This is a genomic window from Pseudooceanicola nanhaiensis DSM 18065, assembly GCF_000688295.1.
GTDB lineage: Bacteria > Pseudomonadota > Alphaproteobacteria > Rhodobacterales > Rhodobacteraceae > Pseudooceanicola > Pseudooceanicola nanhaiensis.
In genome coordinates, this window is record NZ_JHZF01000015.1 from 37,847 (window position 1) to 59,297 (window position 21,451).

Here is a 21,451-nt window from a genome sequence, read left to right on the forward strand (position 1 = left end):
GCCGGACTGCCGCGCGCCTGTCAGAAGGCGCAGGTGCACCATAGCTGACGGAGACTTCCCCGTGGCCACCACCGATCAAGACCCCGGCCTCTACGCGGCCCGAGAGCCGATTTTCCCCCGTAGGGTCCACGGCAAGTTCCGGAACCTGAAATGGGTCATCATGCTGGTGACGCTCGGGATTTACTACCTGACGCCGTGGATCCGCTGGGACCGCGGGCCCGAGCTGCCGGATCAGGCGGTGCTCGTGGACATGGCCGGGCGGCGGTTCTTCTTCTTCTGGATCGAGATCTGGCCGCACGAATTCTACTTCGTCGCGGGGCTCCTGGTGATGGCGGGGCTGGGGCTCTTCCTCTTCACCTCGGCGCTCGGCCGGGTCTGGTGCGGCTATACCTGCCCGCAGACCGTCTGGACCGACCTCTTCATGCTGGTGGAGCGCTGGATCGAGGGCGACCGCAATGCCCGTCTCCGGCTGCACCGGCAGAAATGGGACGCACGGAAGGCGCGGCTGAGGATCTCGAAGTGGGTGGTCTGGTTCCTGATCGGGCTCGCCACGGGCGGGGCGTGGGTCTTCTACTTCACCGATGCGCCGACGCTGCTGGTCGACCTCTTCACCCTGAATGCGCATCCGGTCGCCTATACGACGATCTTCATCCTCACGATGACGACCTTCATCTTCGGCGGCTTCATGCGCGAGCAGATCTGCATCTACGCCTGCCCCTGGCCCCGCATCCAGGCGGCGATGATGGACGAGGAGACGATCACCGTCGCCTATCGCGAATGGCGCGGCGAGCCGCGCGGCAAGGGCAAGCGGCGGCGCGAGAAGGCCGAGGCGGCGATGGCCACCACCCGGGCCGCCGGAGAGAAGGCGGGCGGCATGTCGCCCTTCGTGCCGATGCCGGGGATGCCGCTCGGCGTGGGCGGGCCGGTTCCGCCGAAGGAGACGCTCGGCGATTGCATCGACTGCAATGCCTGTGTGAACGTCTGCCCCATGGGCATCGACATCCGCGAAGGCCAGCAGATGGCCTGCATCACCTGCGCGCTCTGCATCGACGCCTGTGACGAGATCATGGACAAGATCGGCAAGCCGCGCGGGCTGATCGACTACATGGCCCTGACCGACGAACAGTCCGAGCGCGCCGGCAACCCGCCGCGCAACATCTGGAAGCACATCTTCCGGCCGCGCACGATCCTCTACACCGCGCTCTGGTCGCTGGTCGGGGTCGGCCTGCTGGTCGCGCTGTTCATCCGGCCCGACATCGACATGACCGTCGCGCCGGTCCGGAACCCGACCTACGTGACGCTCTCGGACGGGTCGATCCGCAACACCTACGACCTGCGGATCCGCAACAAGCACGGCGAGGAACGGCCCTTCCGCATCGGCGTCACCGGCGACCCGGCGCTCCGGTTGCAGGTCGAGGGCACGCCCTACGCCACCGTCACCGTCCCCGCCGACACCGCCGGGCAGGAGCGGGTCTACGTGATCGCACCGGGCGGCTCCGCCCCTGCGGGCGCCGAGGCGACGGACGTGCGGATCTGGATCGAGGATACCAGCAACGGCGACCGGGCCTACAGGGATACGGTCTTCAACGGGAGGGGCCAGTGATGGGCACGACGGAGAGCGGTTTCCGCCTGAAGGGCTGGCACGTGCTGGCGGGCTTCGTCGGCGCCTTCGGGGTGATCATCGCGGTGAACGTCACGCTCGCCGTCAACGCGGTGAAGACCTTCCCGGGGCTCGAGGTCGCGAACTCCTACGTCGCCTCGCAGCATTTCGACACGGACCGCGCGGCGCAGGAGGCGCTCGGCTGGACGATCTATGCCGATGACGTGGACGGGATGGTGCATCTGTCGATCACCGACCGGAACGGCGATCCGGTGCGGGTGAAGGACCTGCACGCGGTGGTCGGCCGGGCGACGAACGTGAAGGAGGACGTGGAGCCGGTCTTCGCCTTCAACGGCACGGTCTACGAGGCGCCGTTGCAACTTGGCGCCGGGAACTGGAACATCCGCATGACCGCGGTGGCCGAGGACGGCACCGTCTTCCGCCAGCGCGTCGTGCTGCACGTGGTGAGATGATGACGGCAGACCTCCGCGCCCCCATGTCGGCCTGTCCCGCCTGCGCGGCGATGCCCGCGTCGGAGGCGCTCGCGCAGTCGAAGGCGGCGATGAAGGACGCCACGATCTCGCTCTCGCTGCCGGGGATCCATTGCGCGGCCTGCATCTCGGGGGTCGAGGGCGCGCTGGCGCGGGTCGACGGGGTCCACGAGGCGCGGGTGAACCTGACGCTCAAGCGGGCCTCGGTGACCGCGGCGCCGGAGGTGACGGCGGACGATCTGGTCGCGGTGCTGACCGGGGCGGGATATGAGGCGCATGAGCTGGACGCGGGGACCATCGCCGCGACCAAGACCGACCGGGAGGGGCGCGAGCTTCTCATGCGGATGGCCGTGGCGGGCTTCGCGATGATGAATGTCATGCTGCTGTCGGTCTCGGTCTGGTCCGGGGCCGAGGCGGCGACCCGCGACATGTTCCACTGGATCAGCGCCGCGATCACGCTCCCGGCGATCGCCTTCTCGGGCCAGCCGTTCTTCCGCAACGCATGGGCCGCGCTCCGCGTGGGCCGGCTGAACATGGACGTGCCGATCTCGCTCGCGATCCTGCTGGCGCTGGTCACATCGCTCTGGGAGACGATGCTCTCGGGCGAGCACGCCTATTTCGACGCGGCGATCTCGCTGACCTTCTTCCTGCTGGCGGGCCGCTACCTCGACCACCGGACGCGGGCCATCGCCCGCTCGGCGGCAGAGGAGCTGACGGCGCTCGAGGTTCCGCGCGCCTGGCTCGTGGAGGGCACCGGCGAACGCCAGGTGCCGGTGGCGGAGCTCGCGCCGGGGATGCTGGTCCGGGTCCGCCCGGGTGGCCGGATGCCGGTCGACGGCGAGATCGTCGAGGGCCGGTCCGAGGTGGACCGCTCGCTGCTCACCGGCGAGACGCTGCCGGTCTTCGCGGGCCCCGGCGTGGCGGTGAGCGCGGGGGAGGTGAACCTGACCGGGCCGCTGGTGGTCCGGGCGACGGCGGTCGGGGCGGAGACCTCGCTCCACCGGATGGCAGAGCTCGTGGCGGTGGCCGAGAGCGGTCGGTCGAACTACACCTCGCTCGCCGACAAGGCGGCGAAGCTCTATGCGCCGGGGGTGCATATCCTCGCGGCGCTGTCCTTCGTGGGCTGGTGGCTCTGGTCGGGCGACGTGCGGGTGGCGCTGAACATCGCGGCGGCCGTGCTGATCATCACCTGCCCCTGCGCCCTGGGCCTTGCCGTGCCGGCGGTGACGACCGCCGCCTCCGGCCGGCTCTTCCGGCGGGGGATGCTCATCAAGCACCACACCGCGCTGGAACGCCTCGCGGAGGTCGATACCGTGGTCTTCGACAAGACCGGCACGCTGACGGCGGGGGCGCCCGAGGTGATGGGACTGGAGGGGCACGACCTGCGCGACATGGAGGTTGCGCTGGCGCTTGCCGAGGGCTCGGCGCATCCGCTGAGCATGGCCCTGGCGGCCGCGCTGCGGGCGCGGGGCGTCGCGGCGGCAGAGGTGGCCGAGGTCGCGGAACTGCCGGGCTACGGCACGCGCGGCCTCTGGCGGGGCGAGGAGGTCCGGCTGGGCCGCGCCGCCTGGGTCGGGGCCGAGGCGGGGGCCGAGACCTCGGCCTTCCTCAAGGTCGGGGAACGGCGGGCGGTGGCCTTCCGCTTCACCGACAGCCTCCGTGCTGGGGCCGAGGACGCGGTCGCGGCACTGCTGGCCCGGGGCGTGAAGGTCGTCCTCATGTCCGGCGACACGACGCCGGCGGTCGAGGCGCTGGCCGGACGGCTCGGCATCCGGCACTGGCTGGCCGAGGCGCTGCCCGGCGACAAGGCCGCGCGGATCGAGGCGCTGCAGGCGGAGGGCGCGAAGGTCCTGATGGTGGGCGACGGTCTCAATGACACGGCGGCGCTGAGCGTGGCGCATGTGTCGATCTCGCCCGCCTCGGCGCTCGATGCGGCGCGCGTGGCCTCCGACATCGTGCTGCTTGGCGGGGATCTGTCCCCGGTGCCCGAGGCGCTGGACGTCGCGGGCAAGGCGGTCCGGCGCATCCGCGAGAACTTCCGCATCGCGACGCTCTACAACGTGGTGGCGGTGCCGCTCGCGGTCGCGGGCCTCGCCACGCCGCTGATCGCCGCGCTGGCGATGTCGCTGTCCTCCGTGACCGTCTCGCTCAATGCGCTGCGGCTGAGGTAGGGCGATGGACGTTCTGGTCTGGCTGATCCCGGTGTCCCTGCTGCTCGGCGGTGTCGGGCTGCTGGCGTTCCTCTGGACCGTGCGGACGAACCAGTACGACGACCCGGAGGGCGACAGCCAGCGCATCCTCTCGGACGAGTGGGACGATCACCCGAAGCCCTGAATACGGAAACGCCCCGGCATGGCACGCCCGGCGGGAGCCGCACGTCCCGGCGTCGTCGCTTCGGGGAAGGCGTGCGGCGCGGCTGGCTCCGCCGCTTCAGGACGCGCCGGCCGCTGCCGCGTCAGGATAGGCTGGCCGCTGCCGCGACATTGCCGCGGGATGCCGGTTCGCAACCCGTGTCCCGGCGGTTCGCGACATGGCGGGCACTACGCGTTTGACACCCCCGAAATACACACGCCGCCCCCGAGGGGGCGGCGGTGCAATGGTGCCGGCGCTGCGAGGGATCAGCTGGCCGGCCCGATCATGAAGCAGGTCTGGTTGCGGGCCTGCAGCCGGCGGCAGGCGAGGTCCGCGGTCTCCCGCGTCAGCCCGAGGAAGTTCGCATCGAAGCCCGTGGGCTTGCGGACGACCTTCCGGAGCGAACCGTCGAGCGTGGACATCTCGTTGAGCGCGGTCTGGAGCAGCACCCGCTCGGCCTTGTATTCGCTGGGATAGCGGCCGACGTTGATGCCCCAGTGGCGCCCGCCCGAGGTGGAGACGCGGGTGACGACCTCGAGCTCTTCCGGCCGCGCCTTGGGGGCCACGGTGCCGATGCCGGCCAGTTGCACGGTCTCTTCCTGCACCTCGGCGACGGTCGCCTCGATCACCTCGGTCATCGCCACGGCGACCAGGTTGGTGGGGATCGCCTCGGGCCCGGTGGCCGGGGACGTGCCGCCCGGGCGCATCTTCGGCCGCAGGCTTGCCTTGACGGCGGTCTGCAGGCGGATGGTCTTGCCGGACGAGAGCGACCCGCCGCTGGCGTCGGCCGCCGCATAGACCGGCGCGGAGGGCGCCTGCACCGGCGCATGGCTCGGCGCGCGCTTGAAGCCGAGATCCAGCAGCTCCGCGATCTTGGCATTGCGCGAGGCCGAGGAGCGTCCGCCGAAGACGGTCGCGATGATCCGCTCGTTGCCGCGCTTGGCCGAGGAGACGAGGTTGAAGCCCGCCGCGCGGGTGTAGCCTGTCTTGATCCCGTCGGCGCCCTTGTAGGCGGCGAGCAGGCGGCGGTTGGTGTTGGCCACCTCGCGGATCCCCGCGTAGGTCGATTGGCGCGAGAAGATGTTGTAGTATTCGGGGAAGTCGAACAGCAGGTGGCGGCCGAGCACCGTCATGTCATGCGCGGTCGAGAGATGCCCCTCTTCGGTCAGGCCATGCGCGTTCTTGAAGGTGGTCCGCGTCATCCCGAGGGCGCGCGCGGTGTCCGTCATGCGCCGCGCGAAGGCGGCCTCGGACCCGGCGATGGCCTCGCCGATGGCGGTGGCCGCGTCGTTCGCCGACTTCACGGCGGCGGCGCGGATCAGGTAGCGGAACTTGATCTTCTGCCCGGACTGCAGGCCCAGCTTCGACGGCGGTTCCGACGCCGCATGCCGCGAGATGCGGATGTCGTCGTCAAGGGAGATCTCGCCGTTCCGCACCGCCGTGAAGGCGATGTAGAGCGTCATCATCTTCGTGAGCGAGGCCGGGTGCAGCCTTGCGTCCGCGTTTTCGGAATGGAGAACCTCGCCGGTCCTGGCGTCCATCACCATCGCCGCATAGGGCGCGGCAAGGCCCTTCAGCGGAAGGAGGGTCGCCAGTGCGAGAATGATAAGAAACGGCCCCACGGGAGCCAGCCGGTTGCGCCGAGCTGTCACGATATCTGCCTTTTCACTGCCTCTGCCGCCGGTTTGCCCAGCTGACCATTGTTGATAGCCATCAGGCTACCACAGGTTGCATCCGCTGCAAAGCGGGCGTTTCGAACAAGTTGCCGCAAATTCCTCATGTTCTGCTCCACATCTAGTGGCTGTCGCCTCGGATCGCCCCAGAAACGGAGGCCGGAAAGGCAAGCCTGCAATCTGCATCCGCGCCCATGCGGTTTTGGGTGTTCCAGGGAGCTCGCGGCGCGACTCGGGGGCGGCGTGACGCATCCTTGTCTCAACCGATCCCGGACACCAGCGCCGCGAGGCCGCCGAGATCGTCGAGCCGGCGGTAGCGGGGCCGGTCGGCGGGTTCCTCGGCGTGTTCCAGCGCCCAGGTCATGCCATGCGGCACGTAGACCCCCCAGCCTCCGGCCTCGATCGCGGGAACCACGTCGGATTTCAGCGAATTGCCGATCATCATCGCGTGTTCGGGCCCGTCGCCGTGACGGGTGAAGATCTCGGCATAGGTCCGGGGGGTCTTGTCCGAGACGATCTCGACCCCGTCGAAGAGCTCGCCGAGGCCCGATTGCGCGAGCTTGCGCTCCTGATCCAGCAGGTCGCCCTTGGTCACGAGGATCACCCGGTGCGTGTCGGCCACCGCCTCGACGGCGGCACGGGCGTGGGGCAGCAGCTCGATCGGGTGCTGCAGCATCTCCTGACCGGCCGCGATCAGCTGGCGGATGACGGAGGCGGGGACCTTCTCGTCCGTGACCTCGATCGCGGTCTCGATCATCGACAGGACGAAGCCCTTGATGCCGAATCCGTACTGCCCGATGTTGCGCCGTTCCGCGGCCAGCAGGCGGGCCTCGAGGTGGTCGCGCTCGGCGTGGTCGGCCAGCAGCTCGGCGAATCGGTCCTGCGTCAGGCGGAAGAACCGCTCGTTGTGCCAGAGCGTATCGTCCGCATCGAAGCCGATTGTCGTGAGATTTTCCGTCATCATGCCCCCGGGCGGGCGCCGGGCCTCTTTTCTCATGCGGGGGGGAAGTTATATAGGAAACCCTATGACGGGAACCCGGAGAGAAACGGACGTGGCGATGAGCCGGCAGCAGCTTGAGATGATGGCGCAGGACGATGGCGGAGGCAGCGACACCTCGGTCGTCACCGACACGCGTCCGAAGACGAAGCGGCCGCCGCTCTACAAGGTGCTGCTGCTGAACGACGATTACACCCCGATGGAATTCGTCGTCGCGGTGCTGGAGCGATTCTTCGGGATGAGCCATGCGCAGGCCTTCGAGATCATGCTGACGGTCCACAAGAAGGGTGTCGCCGTGGTCGGCGTCTTCAGCCACGAGATCGCGGAGACCAAGGTCGCGCAGGTGATGGATTTCGCCCGCCGCCACCAGCACCCGCTGCAATGCACCATGGAAAAGGAATAGGCCCGGGCCATGTCCGCGCCACGCCTTGAACTGGCCCTCGACGAGGGCGGGCTGCGCCTGCCCGATGCCGGACGGATCGCGGTCTTCGCGCCGCGCGCCGGGATGGACCTGTCGCGCCTGCCGAAAGACCGGGTGGTCGTGGTGAGCGGCTTTGCCCCGGATGTCGAGGCCTTCGCCGCGGCCGGATACGCCTGCGCGCCCCTGGCCGAGGGCAACGTCGCCGCGGCGCTGGTGGTGCTGCCGCGCGCCAAGCGGCTGGCGCAGGCGCTGATCGCGCGCGCGGTCGAGCTCGGCGCGGGGCCGGTCATCGTCGACGGCACGCGGACGGACGGGGTGGATTCGATCCTGAAGGCGGTGCGCAGCCGCGTCGCGGTCTCGGGGCCGGTCAACAAGGCGCATGGCAAGCTCTTCTGGTTCGAGGGCGGCGATTTCTCCGACTGGGCGGCGGGCGCACCGCAGGAACTGGAGGGCGGCTGGCGCACCGCGCCGGGCGTGTTCTCGGCCGATGGGGTCGATCCGGCGTCGGCGCTGCTGGCGGGCCTGCTCCCCGGCAACCTGGCGGGCCGGGTTGCGGATCTGGGGGCCGGCTGGGGCTATCTCTCGGCGCAGGTGCTGAAGCGGGACGGGGTGAAGAGCGTCGATCTGGTCGAGGCGGAGCGCGCGGCGCTCGATTGCGCGCGGCTCAACGTCACCGATCCGCGCGCGCGCTTCCACTGGGCGGACGCGACCACGTGGCGGCCCGAGGCGCCGATGGACCACGTGGTCACGAACCCGCCGTTCCACCAGTCCCGCGCCGCCGACCCGGGCATCGGGCAGGGCTTCATCCACGCGGCGCGGGCGATGCTCCGGCCGGGCGGGCGGCTCTGGCTGGTGGCCAACCGGCACCTGCCCTACGAGGAGGCGATCCGCGCCGGCTTCGGCACGGTCGAGGAGATCGGCGGCGATGGCCGGTTCAAGGTGCTCTGCGCCACGCTCTCCGCTCGCCACGGGCGGCGCGATCGCTTAACCTGACCGAACGCCTTACGGGAGGAGACCCCAATGTCGTTTTCCATCGCCGGCCGGACCGCCATCGTGACGGGCGCCGCCAATGGTATCGGGCTCGCCATCGCGCGCCATTTCGCGAACCGGGGGGCGAATGTCGTCTTTGCCGACGTGGACGAGGAACGGCTGGTCGCGGAGCTGGGCGAGCAGACCGAGGATGACAACATCCGCTACTTCGCGGGCGACCTGCGCGAGAAGCTGACCATCGCGAACCTGCTGTCGGCCACGATCGATGCCTTCGACCGGGTCGACATCCTGGTGAACGCCTCGCGCAAGATCCTGCCGTCGCAGGCGCTGAAGGCGGAAGAGGACAATGTCGAATTCCTGCTGCAGCAGAACCTGATGACCGCGCTGCGCCTGTCGCAGAGCGTGGCGAAGCGGATGATCAAGCAGGCGGAGGGCCAGACCGAGGGCTCCGCCGGGGCGATCGTGAACCTTTCGTCGATCGCGGCACGGCGGGCCAATCCGGAACTTCTGGGCTATTCAGTGGCCTCGGCGGCGATCGACCAGATGACCCGCTCGATGGCCGTGGCGCTGGCGCCGCACCGGATCCGGGTGAACGCGGTGGCCTTCGGCTCGGTCATGTCCGCCAGCCTGCAGAACACGCTCAAGGAAAACGGCGAATACCGCGACGAGATCGAGGCCTGCACGCCGCTGCACCGGATCGCGGCCCCCGGCGAGCTGGCCGAGACGGTGCAATACCTTGCCGGCGACGCCTCGGGCTTCATGACCGGACAGATCATGACGCTGGACGGCGGCCGGACCCTGATCGACCCGGTGCACGCGCCGGCGCATTGAGCCGGGTTGCGCCGCCCGGCGGGCGGCGCCACGGGGACGCGCGGACCGGGCATCGGGCCCGGTCCGCGCGTGGCCTGTCGGCCGGGGGGCTGTCTGCCCCCCGCCCGCGCCCTTCGGGCGCAGCCTCCCCCCGAGGATATTTTTGGCAAGAGGAAGCGGGGGACCTTGCGATCGGGGCGAGGTGGGGTCTATGCGCTGCGCGTGATCCTGGCAGACGGAGGCGGCGATGAGCGAGATGCTGGAGGAGAAGGCGCGGGCCTCGGGCTGGTTCCGAGAGTTGCGGGACCGGATCGTGGCGGCCTTCGAGACGCTGGAGGATTCGGCCGGGGCCGCGCCCGGGGTCTTCGAGGTGACGCAGACGCGGCGCGCGGCGCCGGACGGCGGCGACGCGGGCGGCGGGCTGATGAGCGTGATGCGCGGCGGACAGGTCTTCGAGAAGGTCGGGGTGAATGTCTCGACCGTCTACGGCGAGCTGGGCGCGCGGGCGCAGGCGGCGATGGCGGCACGGACCGGGCTGCCGGGGATGGCGGAGGATCCGCGGTTCTGGGCGAGCGGCATCTCGCTGGTCGCGCATATGCAGAACCCGCATTGCCCGGCCGTGCACATGAACACGCGGATGTTCTGGACCCCGCACGGCTGGTGGTTCGGGGGCGGGTCGGACCTGAACCCCTGCCTGGAATATCCCGAGGACACCCTGCATTTCCACGCGGTGCAGAAAGAGCATTGCGACCGGCACGGGGCCGATCTCTATCCCCGGTTCAAGGCCTGGGCGGACGAGTATTTCTACATCCCGCACCGGGGCCGGGCGCGGGGTGTGGGCGGCATCTTCCTCGACGATCACTGCACCGGCGACTGGGAGGCGGATTTCGCCTTCATCCGCGACGTGGGCACGGCCTTCCTGCCGGCCTACCTGCCGCTGGTCGAGCGCCGCATGGGCATGGGCTGGGGCGAGGACGAGCGCGATGCGCAGCTCGTGCACCGCGGGCTCTATGCGGAATACAACCTGGTCTACGACCGCGGGACGAAGTTCGGGCTGGAGACCGGCCACGATGCCAACGCGGTGCTCATGTCGCTGCCGCCGCTGGCGAAGTGGATCTGATCAGGTCTCCTTCGATCCGGTGAAACCGGAGATCTTCACCACGACCGAAAGCGAATAGCTCTCGTCGGTCTCGGTCACCTCGGTGCGCGAGCCGAGCTGCATGGCGAAGGCGTCGATCAGCTGGTTGCCGAGGCCGGTCCCGTCGGGCACGTCGCCCTGCAGGTGCATGGGCGTGCCGCGCGAATTGGTCATCGTGAAGCGGAAGCGCCCGCCGTCGAGTTCCTTCATCGTCACTTTCACCCAGGGAAGGCTGCCGTCGACCGGCCGGCCGAGGTACTTGACGGCATTGGTCGCCGCCTCGGTCGCGAGCAGCGAGAGCGGCACCGCCTGGTCGGGGTAGAGGACGATCTCGTCGGTTTCGATCTCGACCCGGACGCTGTCCTCGCCGGGCAGGGCGGATTTCAACGTCTGGCCGAGGATGTCATGGAGCAGGCTGTCGGCGCGCAGCGAGGCCAGGCGCGAGGTGTGGTAGAGGTTCGAATGCACCGTCGCGAGGCCCAGGACGCGGTCCTGCACCCGCTTGAGGGTGGACCGGGTCTCGCTCTCGCGGGCCTTGCGGATCTCCATGTTCATGATCGAGGCGATGAGCTGGAGGTTGTTCTTCACCCGGTGGTGGACCTCCTTCAGCAGCACGTTCTTCTCGTGGAGGTTGTTCTCGAGCTCGGCCGTGTCACGGGTGATCCGCTCGGCCATGTTGTCGAAGCTCTCCTCCATCTGCTTCAGCTCGGACGGCGCGCTGTCGCGGGTGATCGCGCCGGCGGGGACGAACTGAACGCCATTGGTGGAGAATTCGCGCATCTTCCGGCGGAGCGCCCGGATGTGGCGGATCACGAGGCGGTGCACGGCGATATAGGCGACGATCAGGCTGATGGCCCACATCAGCAGCGGGAAGGCGAGCGCCGCGCGTGCCATCAGCGGGCCGTTCGCCGAGGGGTCGGTCGGCTCCCAGACCGCGAAGGCGATGGCGACGCCGGGGATGATCGGCACGACGGAATAGATCCGTTCGGCCCCGGTCCGGTCGTCGGCGACGAAGGTCGTGGCGCGGCGGTAGAGGAACGAGGTCAGGTCCCGGAACGCGGGCAGTTGCGACCGCGCCGTGTCGATGTCGCCGGGGGCCATGATGACCTCGCCGTCGGCGTTCAGCGTGATGACGTTGATCGGCGTGCGGCCCTCGACGTAATTCGGATCGAGCTGCACGTTCTCGCGCGGGAGCGACAGGGTGATATGGCCGATCAGGTCCATGTTGTCATAGACCGGCTGGGCGATCAGGATCACCGGCCCGCCGGTGATCGCCCCGCGGTCGACATAGGTGAAGAGCCGCCGAGGCTCCTCCCGCATCTGTTCGAAGGTCTTCGAGCCCGAGAGATCGGCGAAGCGGCTTTCGGAGTTGCAGTTGGTCTGCCCCTCGCTGTCGACGAAGGTGGCGAGCGAATAGGAGGGGTGCGAGCGGACGAAGCCGCGCATCAGCTCTGAACAGGCCTCGGGATCGTTTCGGATGGGCACGAGGGCGCCGCCGAGGACTCGTGCCGCGGCGAAGCCCTCGTGAATCAGGTCGCTCTGCGATTCCACCGTCGAGAGCGTCAGGCCGATGAGCGCCGAACGGGACAGCTCATCGGCCTGATCGATCACGTGGCTCGTCTGGTAGAGCGAGATGAGCCCCACGGGCAGAAGGGCGATGGAAAGCATCGCCACGACCCTCGTGCCGAGGCTTTCGAACAGGCGTTTCCGCATGGGGCGGGCGTCTTCAGCTGGCGGAGCGGGCATTGGCGGCCAGGACGGCCATGGTGGACTGATCCGTCAGTTCCATGCTCTCGCTCTCGTCGAGCTCGAGCAATTCCGCCAATTTCGCGCGTCCGCGGTTGGCGCGGCTCTTGATCGTCCCGACCGCGCAATTGCACATGTCGGCCGCCTCTTCGTAGGAGAAGCCGGAGGCGCCGACAAGCACAAGCGCTTCGCGCTGTTCGTCGGGAAGCTTCGCGAAGGCGGCCTCGAAGTCCTTCAGCGCCAGACGCCCGTCGTGATCGGGCTTCGAAGCGAGGTTGGCCGAGAAGACGCCGTCGACGTCAGCGACCTCGCGCTGCGCCTTGCGGCGGCCCGAGTAGAAGGTGTTCCGAAGGATGGTGAACAGCCAGGCGCGAAGGTTCGTGCCCTGCTGAAACTTGTCGAATTTCGTCCAGGCCTTCACCACTGTGTCCTGCACGAGGTCATCCGCCTGCGCGGAATTCCGGCACAGGCTCATCGCGAAGGCGCGAAGGGCTGGAAGATGTTCGACGATGGCATCACGAGGATCGGAGCCGCTCATCTTGCGCCGCCGTTGTCTTCTTTCGCCTTGAGCTGCTCGAGAAGCTGCTTGAAGCGATCTGGAAGATCCTCTTCGACCTTTTCCTGATAGACCCGCCTCAGGTTTTCGTCGATCTGCCGTCGAACGTTGTCATTTTCGCTGTCGTGCGCCATGATCCCTTATCGATTGTGCCGGTGCGTTGAAAAACTTCGGAACCTAACGCCGATGGTGGCGTTTGGTTCCCAGAAAATACGAAAAAGGTGCCAGTTTCCATGAACCAACCCGTAGCTACCGAAGATTTCGTCACGAATGTGGCGCAAGAGCTTCCGTTTCTGCGACGTTACGCCCGCGCTCTGACAGGGAGCCAGCAATCCGGGGACAATTACGCGGCAGCCACGCTCGAAGCGATGCTCGAGGATCCGGACCTCGTCGACCGGTCGATCTCGACCAAGGTCGCCCTGTTCGGTGCCTTCCACGCGATCTGGACCAGCTCCGGTTCCCCCGTCGAAGAGGCCGAGACCGGCCTGAAGGCGCGTGCGCAGCTCCATCTGAAGCGGCTGACGCCCAACACGCGCGAGGCGCTGCTCCTGCACACGATCGAGGAATTCAACTTCAACCAGATCGGCCAGATCATGATGGTCGGCGAGGCGGAGGCCGAGGAGCTCGTCCGCATCGCCCAGCAGGAACTCTCCGAGAGCGTGACCGGCAAGGTCATGATCATCGAGGACGAGGCGATCATCGCGATGGACCTCCAGAGCATCGTCGCCGACATGGGCCATGCCGTGACCGGTGTCGCCCGCACGCGCGACGAAGCGGTGAAGCTGGGCCAGGCCGAGACGCCGGATCTGATCTTCGCGGACATCCAGCTGGCCGACAATTCCTCCGGGATCGACGCGGTCAACGATCTGCTGGGCCAGCTTGGCGACGTGCCGGTGATCTTCATCACCGCCTTCCCCGAGCGTCTGCTGACGGGCGAGAAGCCCGAGCCCGCATTCCTGATCACCAAGCCCTATACCGAGGAGCAGGTCCGCCTTGCCGCGAGCCAGGCGATGTTCTTCTCCTCGACAGAGACGCTGCACGGATAACCCTCGGTTGCAGCCAAAGAGAAGGGCGGTTCCGCGAGGAACCGCCCTTTTCGGTTGGACTTGTCCCCTCACTCGGGGCTGCCGTTTCAGGGCGTGCGGCCACGCACGGCCCGGGCAATCATCGCGACGATGAACAGGACCAGGAAGATCACGAACAGCACCTGGGCGATGCCGGCCGATGCAGAGGCGATCCCGCCAAACCCGAAAACGGCGGCGACGATCGCAATGACAAAGAAGGTAAGAGCCCACCAGAGCATGGGATTTTCCTTTCATTTCAGTTTCCTACGCTGCGCCGCCACGGGGCGGTGCGGTCTGTGGATCAAACGCGTCAATTTTTGAAATCGTTCCCCCGAAAAAATTTGCGCCCGGCGGGAACCTTTCGGCCCGAGGCTAGTTTGGCCTGAGCCGGTGTGCGAATTCCGGCACTTAGGGCATGGCGGGGTGTGCGTCCCCGATTTACCTCAGGCACCCCGCCAGCCGAACCTTTCAGATGATTGCCGCAGCTCCATGGAAGCGCCGCCCGGGAACTTCCGGGCCGGCGCGCGGGTTCCCCCTGCACAACCTAACGCGGAGAACATCGATGCTCGAACTCAGCGGCCTTGGCGGCCTCATCATTCTCGCACTGGACATCTGGGCCATCGTGTCCATCATCGGGTCGGGGACCAGCACCGGCAAGAAGGTGCTCTGGGTGCTCCTGGTCCTGATCCTGCCGCTGGTCGGCTTCCTCATCTGGCTCCTCGCGGGGCCGAGGTCCGAGACCCGGCGCATCTGAACCCTGGCGAAAGGGGACCATGGCGAGCGATCTTGGCGCCGACGCCAGCGACATCGACCTGACGGTCCCCGGACATGCAGCCGGAAAATCCGGCCTTGCCGCGTGGGGGACGGCCCTCCTCGCGGTATGGCGCCAGGTCGCCGAGGCCAACATGGGCCTCGTTGCGGCTGGTGTCGCCTTCTTCTCCATGCTGTCGCTCTTTCCCGGCCTTGCCGCGATCATCGCGATCTGGGGGCTTCTCACCGACAACGACGCGATCCTCGATCAGATCGACCTGCTCGGGCAGATCCTGCCCGGCGACGTCTTCCGGCTGATCGAGCTGCAGGCCACGAAGCTGATGAACGCGGGCACGGACACGCTGGGCTGGACAGGCCTGCTGTCGCTCATGCTGGCCACCTGGTCGGCCCGCTCCGGCGTCGGCGCGCTGATGCTGGGTCTCAACATGATCCACGGGCGCCAGCGCCGGAAGAACATCCGCCACTACATGACCGCGCTCCTGCTGACGGTCATCCTCTTCGGCGTGACGATCATCGCGCTGGCCTCCGTGGTCGTCCTGCCGGTGATCCTCGCCTTCATCCCGCTCGATCTGGTCGCCACGCTCGCGATCTCGGCGGTGCGGTGGCTGGCGGCCATCGCCGTCATGCTCTTCGGCCTCGCGCTGCTCTACCGCTACGGGCCAAACACGCGCGACGACCGGATGAGGTGGGTCACCCCCGGGGCCGGCCTCGCCATTGCCCTCTGGGGCGTGGCATCATGGGGATTCTCGGTCTACCTGACGAATTTCGGCCATTACAACGAGGTCTACGGCTCCATCGGGGCCGCCATCGCGCTGCTGGTCTGGCTCTTCGTGAGCGCCTTCGTCGTCCTTCTCGGCGCTGCGCTGAACGTCCAGCTCGAACGGGCGCGGAAGGGTCAGCCCTCGGGCGCGCAGGCCTTGCCCTGATAGCAGGCGACCACGCGGTCGATGTCCGCCTCCGAGGGCTCCTGGAAGGCCATGCCGCCGCAGGGCGTGATCGTCAGCCGGTAGCCATCGCCCGCGGTCTCGACGAAGGCCAGCACCTCCACCCCCGGTTCCGCCTGCGCGCACCACGGGCCGAGGCATTGCGCCTCGAGCGTGATCGGGCGCGTGAAGGGCGTGTCGAACCCCCCTTGGGTCAGACCCTTGCCGTGCAGCGTGGCGCGCAGCTCGCGGCTTTTGGGGGCAGGCTCCGTCCCCTCCGCGGGTGGCATGTCGCCGGGCTCGAAATCGAGCTCGCCGTGCACGACGACATAGGCCGCCTCGGCCTCGGCGGCTTCGGCATAGGTCCGTGCCACGTCGGGCCGCAGGCAGGACAGCGCCATGGCCTGTCCCGCCAGCCCTCCGAACATCAGCGCGGCGCCAAGCGTCCGCCCAGCTCGGCCAGCACCGATTCGTAGACCGCGCGCTTGAAGGGGACGATGGCGCCCAGAAGGGCGTCGGGTCCGATCCATTTCCATTCTGAGAACTCCGGGTGCTCGGTGGCGATGTTCACGTCGGCGTCGCTGCCGTGAAAACGCATCAGGAACCACTTCTGTTCCTGCCCGCGGAACCGCCCCTTCCACAGCTTCGAGACGAGGTCATGGGGCAGGTCATAGGCGTGCCAGCCCTGCGTCTCGGCCTCGACGGTGACGAGGTCCGGGGTGATCCCGGTCTCCTCCTCCAGCTCGCGCAGGGCGGCGCTGCGGGCGTCCTCGCCCGCGTCGATCCCGCCCTGAGGCATCTGCCAGGCGGCGCCCTCGTAATCCAGCCGCTGGCCGACCCAGACCTCGCCCGCCGCATTGGCGAGCATCACGCCGACATTGCGGCGATAGGGCAGGCGGGCGATCTCCTCGGGCGTCATCGGTGGCTCCTTCGCGCTTTGCGCCTTCATACCGGGACGGGCGCCAAAGGCCAATGCGCTCAGAACGGCGCCTTGGCGCGGAAGGACATGCCGCGCCCGCCGTCCGGATGCAGCAGACGCAGCTCTTCCGAATGCAGCATGAGCCGGGGGTGATCGTCGCGTGCGGGCCCCTCGGCATAGAACGGATCGCCCAGGATCGGATGGCCGAGCGCCGCCATGTGGACCCGCAGCTGGTGGCTCCGCCCGGTCCGCGGCAGGAGCCTGACGCGGGTCTCGCCATCCCCGCGCTTCAGCGCGCGCCAGTCGGTCTGCGCCGGGCGGCCCGCCTCGTGATCGACCCGCTGCTTCGGCCGGTTCGGCCAGTCCACCGCCAGCGGCAGGTCGACGGTCCCCGTGCTCTCCGCCATCTCGCCCGCCACCCGCGCGACATAGGTCTTCTTCGTCCGCCGGTGCTCGAACTGCAGCCCGAGATGGCGCTGCGCATGGGGCGTCAGGGCAAAGACCATCACCCCCGAGGTGTCCCGGTCCAGCCGGTGCACCAGCAGCACGCCCGGGAAGGCCGCCTCCAGCCGCGCCAGCAGGCAATCGGCCAGGTGCGCCCCCCGCCCGGGGACCGAGAGCAGCCCGGAGGGCTTGTTCACCACCAGCAATTCGTGATCCGCGTGGATCACGTCGAGCGGCACGTCGGGAGGCGCATATTCATCCATGCCGCCCCATACCGCGCCGCCGCGGCCATGACCACCTCCCGCCCCTTCCTCTGGTTGCGTATCCTCGGGGGGCAGGGGGGGCAGACGGCCCCCCGACGCCCGTCCCGGCCTCGATGGCCGGGGCGGGCGTTGCCCGGGCGACGGGCAAGGCCCGGCGCAAGACCTCAGCTTTGCGGCAGCCCGTCCGCGATCTCGTGGTCATCGCCCTTGTCGGCCGTGCAGATGTGCTTTTCCAGCCGCAGCCCGGTGTCACCGTCCAGGCAGTCGAGCGCGAAGCTCACCATCCCCTCGCCATGCCCGCGCCAGAACATCGAGGCGCCGCAGCCCGGGCAGAATCCCCGCTCGGCGCTTTCCGAGGCCGCGAACCAGGTCACCGGCCCCTCGATCGTCACGCTCTCCTCCGCGCCCGGGCCGAGGCCCGGACATGGCCCGAGGTCCTACGGCACATCGTGCAGTGACAGGCGAGGCGACGCTCGCCTCACCCTCGACGCGGAACCCGCAGGCCCGCAGAGGCAGCGTCCCGCAATGTCATGCGCTCTCCTCCACGCGCGTCGCGGGGGCATCCGCGAAGACGGCGCGCAGCCAGCCCGCCACGTCGGCGATCGCCGTGCGGCCCTCGGGTTGCACCTTCGTCAGGTTGAGGAACCCGTGCACCTGGCCGGGATATTCCCGCAGCTCGACCTCGACCCCGGCCGCGCGCAGCGCGCGGGCATGGCTCTGCCCGTCGTCCCAGAGCGGGTCGTGCCCGGCCACGAGGATCAGCGCCCGCGGCTGGCCCTCGAGACGCTCCGACAGGAGCGGCGAGAACCGCGGATCCTCGCGGTCGTGCCCCTCGGGCAGGTACTGCTCCAGGTACCATTCCATCCGCGGCCGCGACAGCATCGGGCTCTCCGCCAGCGCCTGCATCGAGCCCGAGGACATCCGCCCGTCGACCGCCGGGTAGATCAGCAGCTGCCCCGTCGGCAGCGGATGGCCCCCCGCCCGCAGGTCATGCATCAGCCCGGCCGCGAGGTTCCCCCCCGCGCTGTCCCCGCCCACCACCAGCTGCGCGGGATCGGCGGACAGGTCCAGCCCGCCCGAGACCAGCCCGAGGTAGGCGGCAAGCACATCGTCCGGCGCGGCGGGGAAGGGGTCCTCCGGCGCCAGGCGGTAATCGTAGGAGATCACCCGGATCCCGGCCCCCGCGCAGAGCTTCGCGCAGAGCGCGTCATGGGTGTCGATCGAGCCCTGGATCCAGCCCCCGCCGTGGAAATAAAGGAGCGTCCGCGCCGGTTTCGCCCCTTCGGGGTTGTAGACCCGCGCCGCGCGGACCCCCTCGGCGCCCGGCAATTCCTCCTCGGTCCGGCGCACGCCCTCCGGCCCGGGCTGGTCGAAGCGCTTCACGAACCCCGCCAGCTGTTCGCGGCTGGTGGCGACGTCGTAGACCGGCTCCGGCCCGCGCACCGTCGCGACGAGGTCGAGCAGCGCCTGCGCCTTCGGGTCGATCCGGCGCCCCTCCACCTCGGCCAGCCGCCCGGCATAGAGGGCCGAGATCACGCCCGCGGGCATCATGAGGCGGACGAGCCCGCCGAGAACGTTCAACCTGCTCATGGCATCCCCTTGCTGTCGGTCGCGCCAAGGATGACGCGACCTGCGGGGGCACTGGCAAGCGCCGCGCGACAGGAATCGGGGGAGTGTGGCCTCAGACCCGCTCGATCGCGATCGCCGTGCCCTCGCCGCCGCCGATGCAGATCGCGGCGACGCCGCGTCTCAGCCCCCGCGTCTCGAGCAGACCCGCTCGATCGCGATCGCCGTGCCCTCGCCGCCGCCGATGCAGATCGCGGCGACGCCGCGTCTCAGCCCCCGCGTCTCGAGCGCATTGAGCAGCGTCACCATGATCCGCGCGCCCGAGGCGCCGATCGGATGGCCGAGCGCGCAGGCCCCGCCGTTCACGTTCACGATGTCGCGCGACAGCCCCATCTCCTGCATGAAGGCCATCGGGACCACGGCGAAGGCCTCGTTGACCTCCCAGAGGTCGACATCCCCGACCGACCAGCCGAGCCGCCGCAGCAGCTTCTGCGCGGCCGGCACCGGCGCCGTGGTGAAGAGCCCCGGCGCCTGCGCGTGGCTCGCATGCCCCAGCACCTTCGCCCGCACGTTCAGCCCCCTGGCCTTCGCCGTCGCGCCCGAGGCCATGACCAGCGCCGCCGCCCCGTCCGAGATCGACGAGGCATTCGCGGCCGTCACCGTCCCGTCCTTGCGGAAGGCGGGCTTCAGGGTGGGGATCTTCTCGGGCCGGGCGCTGGCGGGCTGTTCGTCCGCCGCCACCACCGTCTCGCCCTTGCGCGAGGTGACGGTGAAGGGCGCGATCTCGCCGGCGAAGGCGCCGGATTCCTGCGCCTCCAGCGCGTTCGAGAGGGATTTCAGCGCATATTCGTCCTGCGCCTCGCGGGTGAACTGGAAGGCCTCGGCGCAATCCTCGGCGAAGGTGCCCATCAGGCGGCCCTTGTCATAGGCGTCCTCGAGCCCGTCGAGGAACATGTGATCGACCACCTGCTGGTGTCCGATCCGGGCGCCGCCGCGCATCTGCGGCAGAAGGTAGGGGGCGTTCGTCATGCTCTCCATCCCGCCCGCGACCATGACGGAGTTCTGGCCGAGCGCGATCTGGTCGTAGGCCGACATCGCCGCCTTCATCCCCGATCCGCACATCTTGTTGAGCGTCGTGGCCGGCACCTCCTCTCCGAGGCCGGCCGCGAAGCCCGCCTGCCGGGCCGGGGCCTGCCCCTGTCCCGCGGGCAGGACGCAGCCCATGACCACCTCGTCCACGGTCGACACGCCCGCGTTCTCCAGCGCCGCGCGGATCGCCGCGCCGCCCAGTTCGGCGGCGGGCACCCCGGTGAAGACCCCCTGGAAGCCGCCCATGGCGGTCCGGGCCGCGCCTGCGATGACCACATCCTGCATGAAATTTCCTCCTCGGTTCATGCCTGCATACCGAATGGTAAGGAATGCCGTCTAGCCTGCTGCGCGACTTCGGCTGGAATCGGAGGTCCGGAATGGAACTTGATGCGAGGGACCAGGATGGAACTTGATGCGAGAGAGGTGGCGGGCGTCACCGTCATCTCGGTCCATGCGGAGCGGATCGACGCCGCGGCGGCCATCCGCTTCAAGGACGCGATGCGCGCTGCGATCCCCGGCGGGCCGCGCCGGATCGTGCTCGACCTCGGAGCGGTGGATTTCATCGATTCGAGCGGGCTGGGCGCCATCGTCTCGGTGATGAAGGGGCTGGCAGAGGGACAGCGGCTGGATCTCGCCGCCCTGCAGCCCAAGGTCGACAAGGTCTTCCGGCTCACCCGGATGGACAGTGTCTTTGCCATCCATGCCGATCTCGACCGGGCCCTCGGGCACCATGCGATCTGAAACCGGCCGGACCCGCGCCGGTGCCGGCGCGCCGCTTCTGGACGATGTCAGGCTCGATTTCGACGGCTCGCTGCTCGGCGTGCGCGAGGTCCTGGCGCGGGTGATGCGCAGCATCGACATCCTGTCCCTCGATCCGGACGAGAAGGGATCGGTCGAACTGGTGCTGGCCGAGGCGCTGAACAACGTGGTGGAACACGCCTACCGCGGGGCGGCGGAGCGTCCCGTGCATCTGGAACTGCACCACGCCGCGGACGGGCTGCACGTTCTGATCCGTGACAGCGGCAGACCCATGCCCGAGGAGCGATTGCCGCTGAGCGATCTCTCGACCCCGGACGGGGAGGGGCCGGATGCGCCCGAGGGCGGCTTCGGCTGGTTCATCATCCGCCACATCGCCCGTGACATCGCCTATCGCCGCCAGAACGCGGAGAACGTGCTGACCTTTCGTGTCGCCGTCGGCCTCGACCCGACGCTGCACTGGCCGTGCGGACACGAGGGCGAAGGCCGACAGTCATCGCGGCGCCCCATTCAGAAGTGAACCCCTGACAAGACGCGTGAGTCCGGCGCGCCGGTCGCCGGTCGCCGCGGACCGCTGCGGCGCCGCAGGACCATCGTGCACCCGTTCGCGTCGGTGGAGACTCGCGCCGACGCATCAGGGACCGATCGGATCCGGCACCTGCAATCGGGCCGGAAGGCCCGCCGCAGCTGCCGAGGCGGCCGTTTCCATTTCCCGATCAGTCCCGGTCGAAGCGCCGAATTGTCCCCGCAAATTTCACGCCTTCATCAAATTGCCTCAATCGGAGCGAAGTTCCGTCGGAAATCCGCGCGATAAGGAGGGCGTAGCTGCATATGGCTTCCCTCGGCGTCGCGTTCCAACAGCCCCCACCCAGTGCGCGACGT

General features: G+C 68.8%; 25 protein-coding genes. 13 read left to right on the forward strand and 12 right to left on the reverse strand.

The genetic code is table 11. The features are described 5' to 3' along the window. The first annotated feature begins 61 nt into the window (after window positions 1-61). From ccoG to ccoS, 4 genes are read left to right on the forward strand one after another with little or no spacing between them, the layout of a single operon-like run. Window positions 62-1,603 carry a cytochrome c oxidase accessory protein CcoG gene (gene ccoG / locus Q344_RS0118510; protein WP_028288083.1) on the forward strand — a complete coding sequence of 514 codons (1,542 nt, stop codon included), beginning with the start codon at window positions 62-64 and terminating at the stop codon, window positions 1,601-1,603. Then, window positions 1,603-2,073 carry a FixH family protein gene (locus Q344_RS0118515; RefSeq protein ID WP_028288084.1) on the forward strand — a complete coding sequence of 157 codons (471 nt, stop codon included), beginning with the start codon at window positions 1,603-1,605 and terminating at the stop codon, window positions 2,071-2,073. Before ccoG ends, Q344_RS0118515 begins: the two co-directional genes overlap by 1 nt. After that, entirely contained in the window at window positions 2,073-4,262 is a 2,190-nt protein-coding gene (locus Q344_RS0118520) for a heavy metal translocating P-type ATPase (RefSeq protein ID WP_028288085.1), read from the forward strand. The genes Q344_RS0118515 and Q344_RS0118520 overlap by 1 nt, the downstream gene beginning before the upstream one ends. A 4-nt stretch (window positions 4,263-4,266) precedes the next feature. Then, complete coding sequence (gene ccoS, locus Q344_RS0118525; protein ID WP_028288086.1) at window positions 4,267-4,425, forward strand: cbb3-type cytochrome oxidase assembly protein CcoS; 159 nt, start codon at window positions 4,267-4,269, stop codon at window positions 4,423-4,425. 284 nt (window positions 4,426-4,709) lie between these two features. On the opposite strand, the gene Q344_RS0118530 is transcribed toward ccoS, so the two are convergent. Further along, window positions 4,710-6,065, reverse strand: a complete 1,356-nt coding sequence (locus tag Q344_RS0118530; protein WP_036539945.1) for a D-alanyl-D-alanine carboxypeptidase family protein — start codon at window positions 6,063-6,065, stop codon at window positions 4,710-4,712. Between the two features lie 310 nt (window positions 6,066-6,375). Next, window positions 6,376-7,077: an HAD family hydrolase gene (locus Q344_RS0118535; protein ID WP_028288088.1), complete on the reverse strand. Its 702-nt coding sequence runs from the start codon at window positions 7,075-7,077 to the stop codon at window positions 6,376-6,378. Window positions 7,078-7,195: 118 nt separating this feature from the next. Here Q344_RS0118535 and clpS point away from each other — a divergent pair, with 118 nt between their 5' ends. The 4 genes from clpS to hemF all read left to right on the forward strand — a co-directional run bounded on the left by clpS (window position 7,196) and on the right by hemF (window position 10,454). Continuing rightward, window positions 7,196-7,516: an ATP-dependent Clp protease adapter ClpS gene (gene clpS, locus Q344_RS0118540; protein WP_156954761.1), complete on the forward strand. Its 321-nt coding sequence runs from the start codon at window positions 7,196-7,198 to the stop codon at window positions 7,514-7,516. A gap of 9 nt (window positions 7,517-7,525) precedes the next feature. After that, window positions 7,526-8,527, forward strand: a complete 1,002-nt coding sequence (locus Q344_RS0118545) for a class I SAM-dependent methyltransferase (protein WP_028288090.1) — start codon at window positions 7,526-7,528, stop codon at window positions 8,525-8,527. Window positions 8,528-8,554: 27 nt separating this feature from the next. After that, window positions 8,555-9,355, forward strand: a complete 801-nt coding sequence (locus Q344_RS0118550) for an SDR family NAD(P)-dependent oxidoreductase (protein WP_028288091.1) — start codon at window positions 8,555-8,557, stop codon at window positions 9,353-9,355. 226 nt (window positions 9,356-9,581) lie between these two features. Next, a complete protein-coding gene (gene hemF / locus Q344_RS0118555; protein WP_028288092.1) occupies window positions 9,582-10,454 on the forward strand; it encodes an oxygen-dependent coproporphyrinogen oxidase in 873 nt (290 codons plus the stop codon). Here the strand turns inward: hemF and Q344_RS24415 are convergent, their stop codons facing one another. Genes Q344_RS24415 through Q344_RS0118570 form a run of 3 tightly spaced genes read right to left on the reverse strand, consistent with a single transcriptional unit; the run spans window position 10,455 to window position 12,908 of the window. After that, the gene (locus tag Q344_RS24415) at window positions 10,455-12,185 is read right to left on the reverse strand and encodes a sensor histidine kinase (RefSeq protein ID WP_051630835.1); all 1,731 of its coding nucleotides are present in this window, start codon (window positions 12,183-12,185) and stop codon (window positions 10,455-10,457) included. 13 nt (window positions 12,186-12,198) lie between these two features. Next, on the reverse strand, window positions 12,199-12,756 hold the full coding sequence (locus Q344_RS0118565; protein ID WP_028288093.1) for an RNA polymerase sigma factor: 558 nt from the start codon (window positions 12,754-12,756) through the stop codon (window positions 12,199-12,201). Further along, on the reverse strand, window positions 12,753-12,908 hold the full coding sequence (locus Q344_RS0118570; protein ID WP_028288094.1) for a NepR family anti-sigma factor: 156 nt from the start codon (window positions 12,906-12,908) through the stop codon (window positions 12,753-12,755). Before Q344_RS0118570 ends, Q344_RS0118565 begins: the two co-directional genes overlap by 4 nt. 99 nt (window positions 12,909-13,007) lie before the next feature. Between Q344_RS0118570 and Q344_RS0118575 the strand changes: the two genes are divergently transcribed. Beyond that, complete coding sequence (locus tag Q344_RS0118575; protein ID WP_028288095.1) at window positions 13,008-13,820, forward strand: response regulator; 813 nt, start codon at window positions 13,008-13,010, stop codon at window positions 13,818-13,820. 86 nt (window positions 13,821-13,906) lie between these two features. On the opposite strand, the gene Q344_RS25670 is transcribed toward Q344_RS0118575, so the two are convergent. After that, window positions 13,907-14,077, reverse strand: a complete 171-nt coding sequence (locus Q344_RS25670; protein ID WP_028288096.1) for a DUF1328 domain-containing protein — start codon at window positions 14,075-14,077, stop codon at window positions 13,907-13,909. A gap of 323 nt (window positions 14,078-14,400) precedes the next feature. Here Q344_RS25670 and Q344_RS0118585 point away from each other — a divergent pair, with 323 nt between their 5' ends. Together Q344_RS0118585 and Q344_RS24420 are read left to right on the forward strand one after the other, a co-directional pair. Then, window positions 14,401-14,592, forward strand: a complete 192-nt coding sequence (locus Q344_RS0118585) for a PLDc N-terminal domain-containing protein (protein ID WP_028288097.1) — start codon at window positions 14,401-14,403, stop codon at window positions 14,590-14,592. 19 nt (window positions 14,593-14,611) lie between these two features. Next, on the forward strand, window positions 14,612-15,535 hold the full coding sequence (locus Q344_RS24420) for a YihY/virulence factor BrkB family protein (RefSeq protein ID WP_084178490.1): 924 nt from the start codon (window positions 14,612-14,614) through the stop codon (window positions 15,533-15,535). On the opposite strand, the gene Q344_RS0118595 is transcribed toward Q344_RS24420, so the two are convergent. The 6 genes from Q344_RS0118595 to Q344_RS0118620 form a co-directional block, all read right to left on the reverse strand. After that, window positions 15,505-15,960 carry a hypothetical protein gene (locus tag Q344_RS0118595; protein WP_036539967.1) on the reverse strand — a complete coding sequence of 152 codons (456 nt, stop codon included), beginning with the start codon at window positions 15,958-15,960 and terminating at the stop codon, window positions 15,505-15,507. The genes Q344_RS24420 and Q344_RS0118595 overlap by 31 nt on opposite strands. Further along, a complete protein-coding gene (locus tag Q344_RS0118600; RefSeq protein ID WP_028288099.1) occupies window positions 15,960-16,451 on the reverse strand; it encodes an RNA pyrophosphohydrolase in 492 nt (163 codons plus the stop codon). The genes Q344_RS0118595 and Q344_RS0118600 overlap by 1 nt, the downstream gene beginning before the upstream one ends. A gap of 59 nt (window positions 16,452-16,510) precedes the next feature. Next, window positions 16,511-17,158 carry an RluA family pseudouridine synthase gene (locus Q344_RS0118605; protein ID WP_028288100.1) on the reverse strand — a complete coding sequence of 216 codons (648 nt, stop codon included), beginning with the start codon at window positions 17,156-17,158 and terminating at the stop codon, window positions 16,511-16,513. A gap of 164 nt (window positions 17,159-17,322) precedes the next feature. Further along, entirely contained in the window at window positions 17,323-17,550 is a 228-nt protein-coding gene (locus Q344_RS24425) for a GFA family protein (RefSeq protein ID WP_229669164.1), read from the reverse strand. A gap of 136 nt (window positions 17,551-17,686) precedes the next feature. Continuing rightward, a complete protein-coding gene (locus Q344_RS24430; protein ID WP_084178491.1) occupies window positions 17,687-18,748 on the reverse strand; it encodes an alpha/beta hydrolase in 1,062 nt (353 codons plus the stop codon). Window positions 18,749-18,907: 159 nt separating this feature from the next. Then, entirely contained in the window at window positions 18,908-20,098 is a 1,191-nt protein-coding gene (locus Q344_RS0118620) for a thiolase family protein (RefSeq protein ID WP_028288101.1), read from the reverse strand. Window positions 20,099-20,215: 117 nt separating this feature from the next. On the opposite strand from Q344_RS0118620, the gene Q344_RS0118625 reads away from it, so the two are divergent. Together Q344_RS0118625 and Q344_RS25245 are read left to right on the forward strand one after the other, a co-directional pair. After that, window positions 20,216-20,554 (forward strand): STAS domain-containing protein, encoded by a 339-nt coding sequence (locus Q344_RS0118625; protein WP_028288102.1) that lies wholly within the window; start codon window positions 20,216-20,218, stop codon window positions 20,552-20,554. After that, the gene (locus tag Q344_RS25245; protein WP_169739207.1) at window positions 20,544-21,089 is read left to right on the forward strand and encodes an ATP-binding protein; all 546 of its coding nucleotides are present in this window, start codon (window positions 20,544-20,546) and stop codon (window positions 21,087-21,089) included. Before Q344_RS0118625 ends, Q344_RS25245 begins: the two co-directional genes overlap by 11 nt. The last annotated feature ends 362 nt before the right edge of the window (window positions 21,090-21,451 follow it).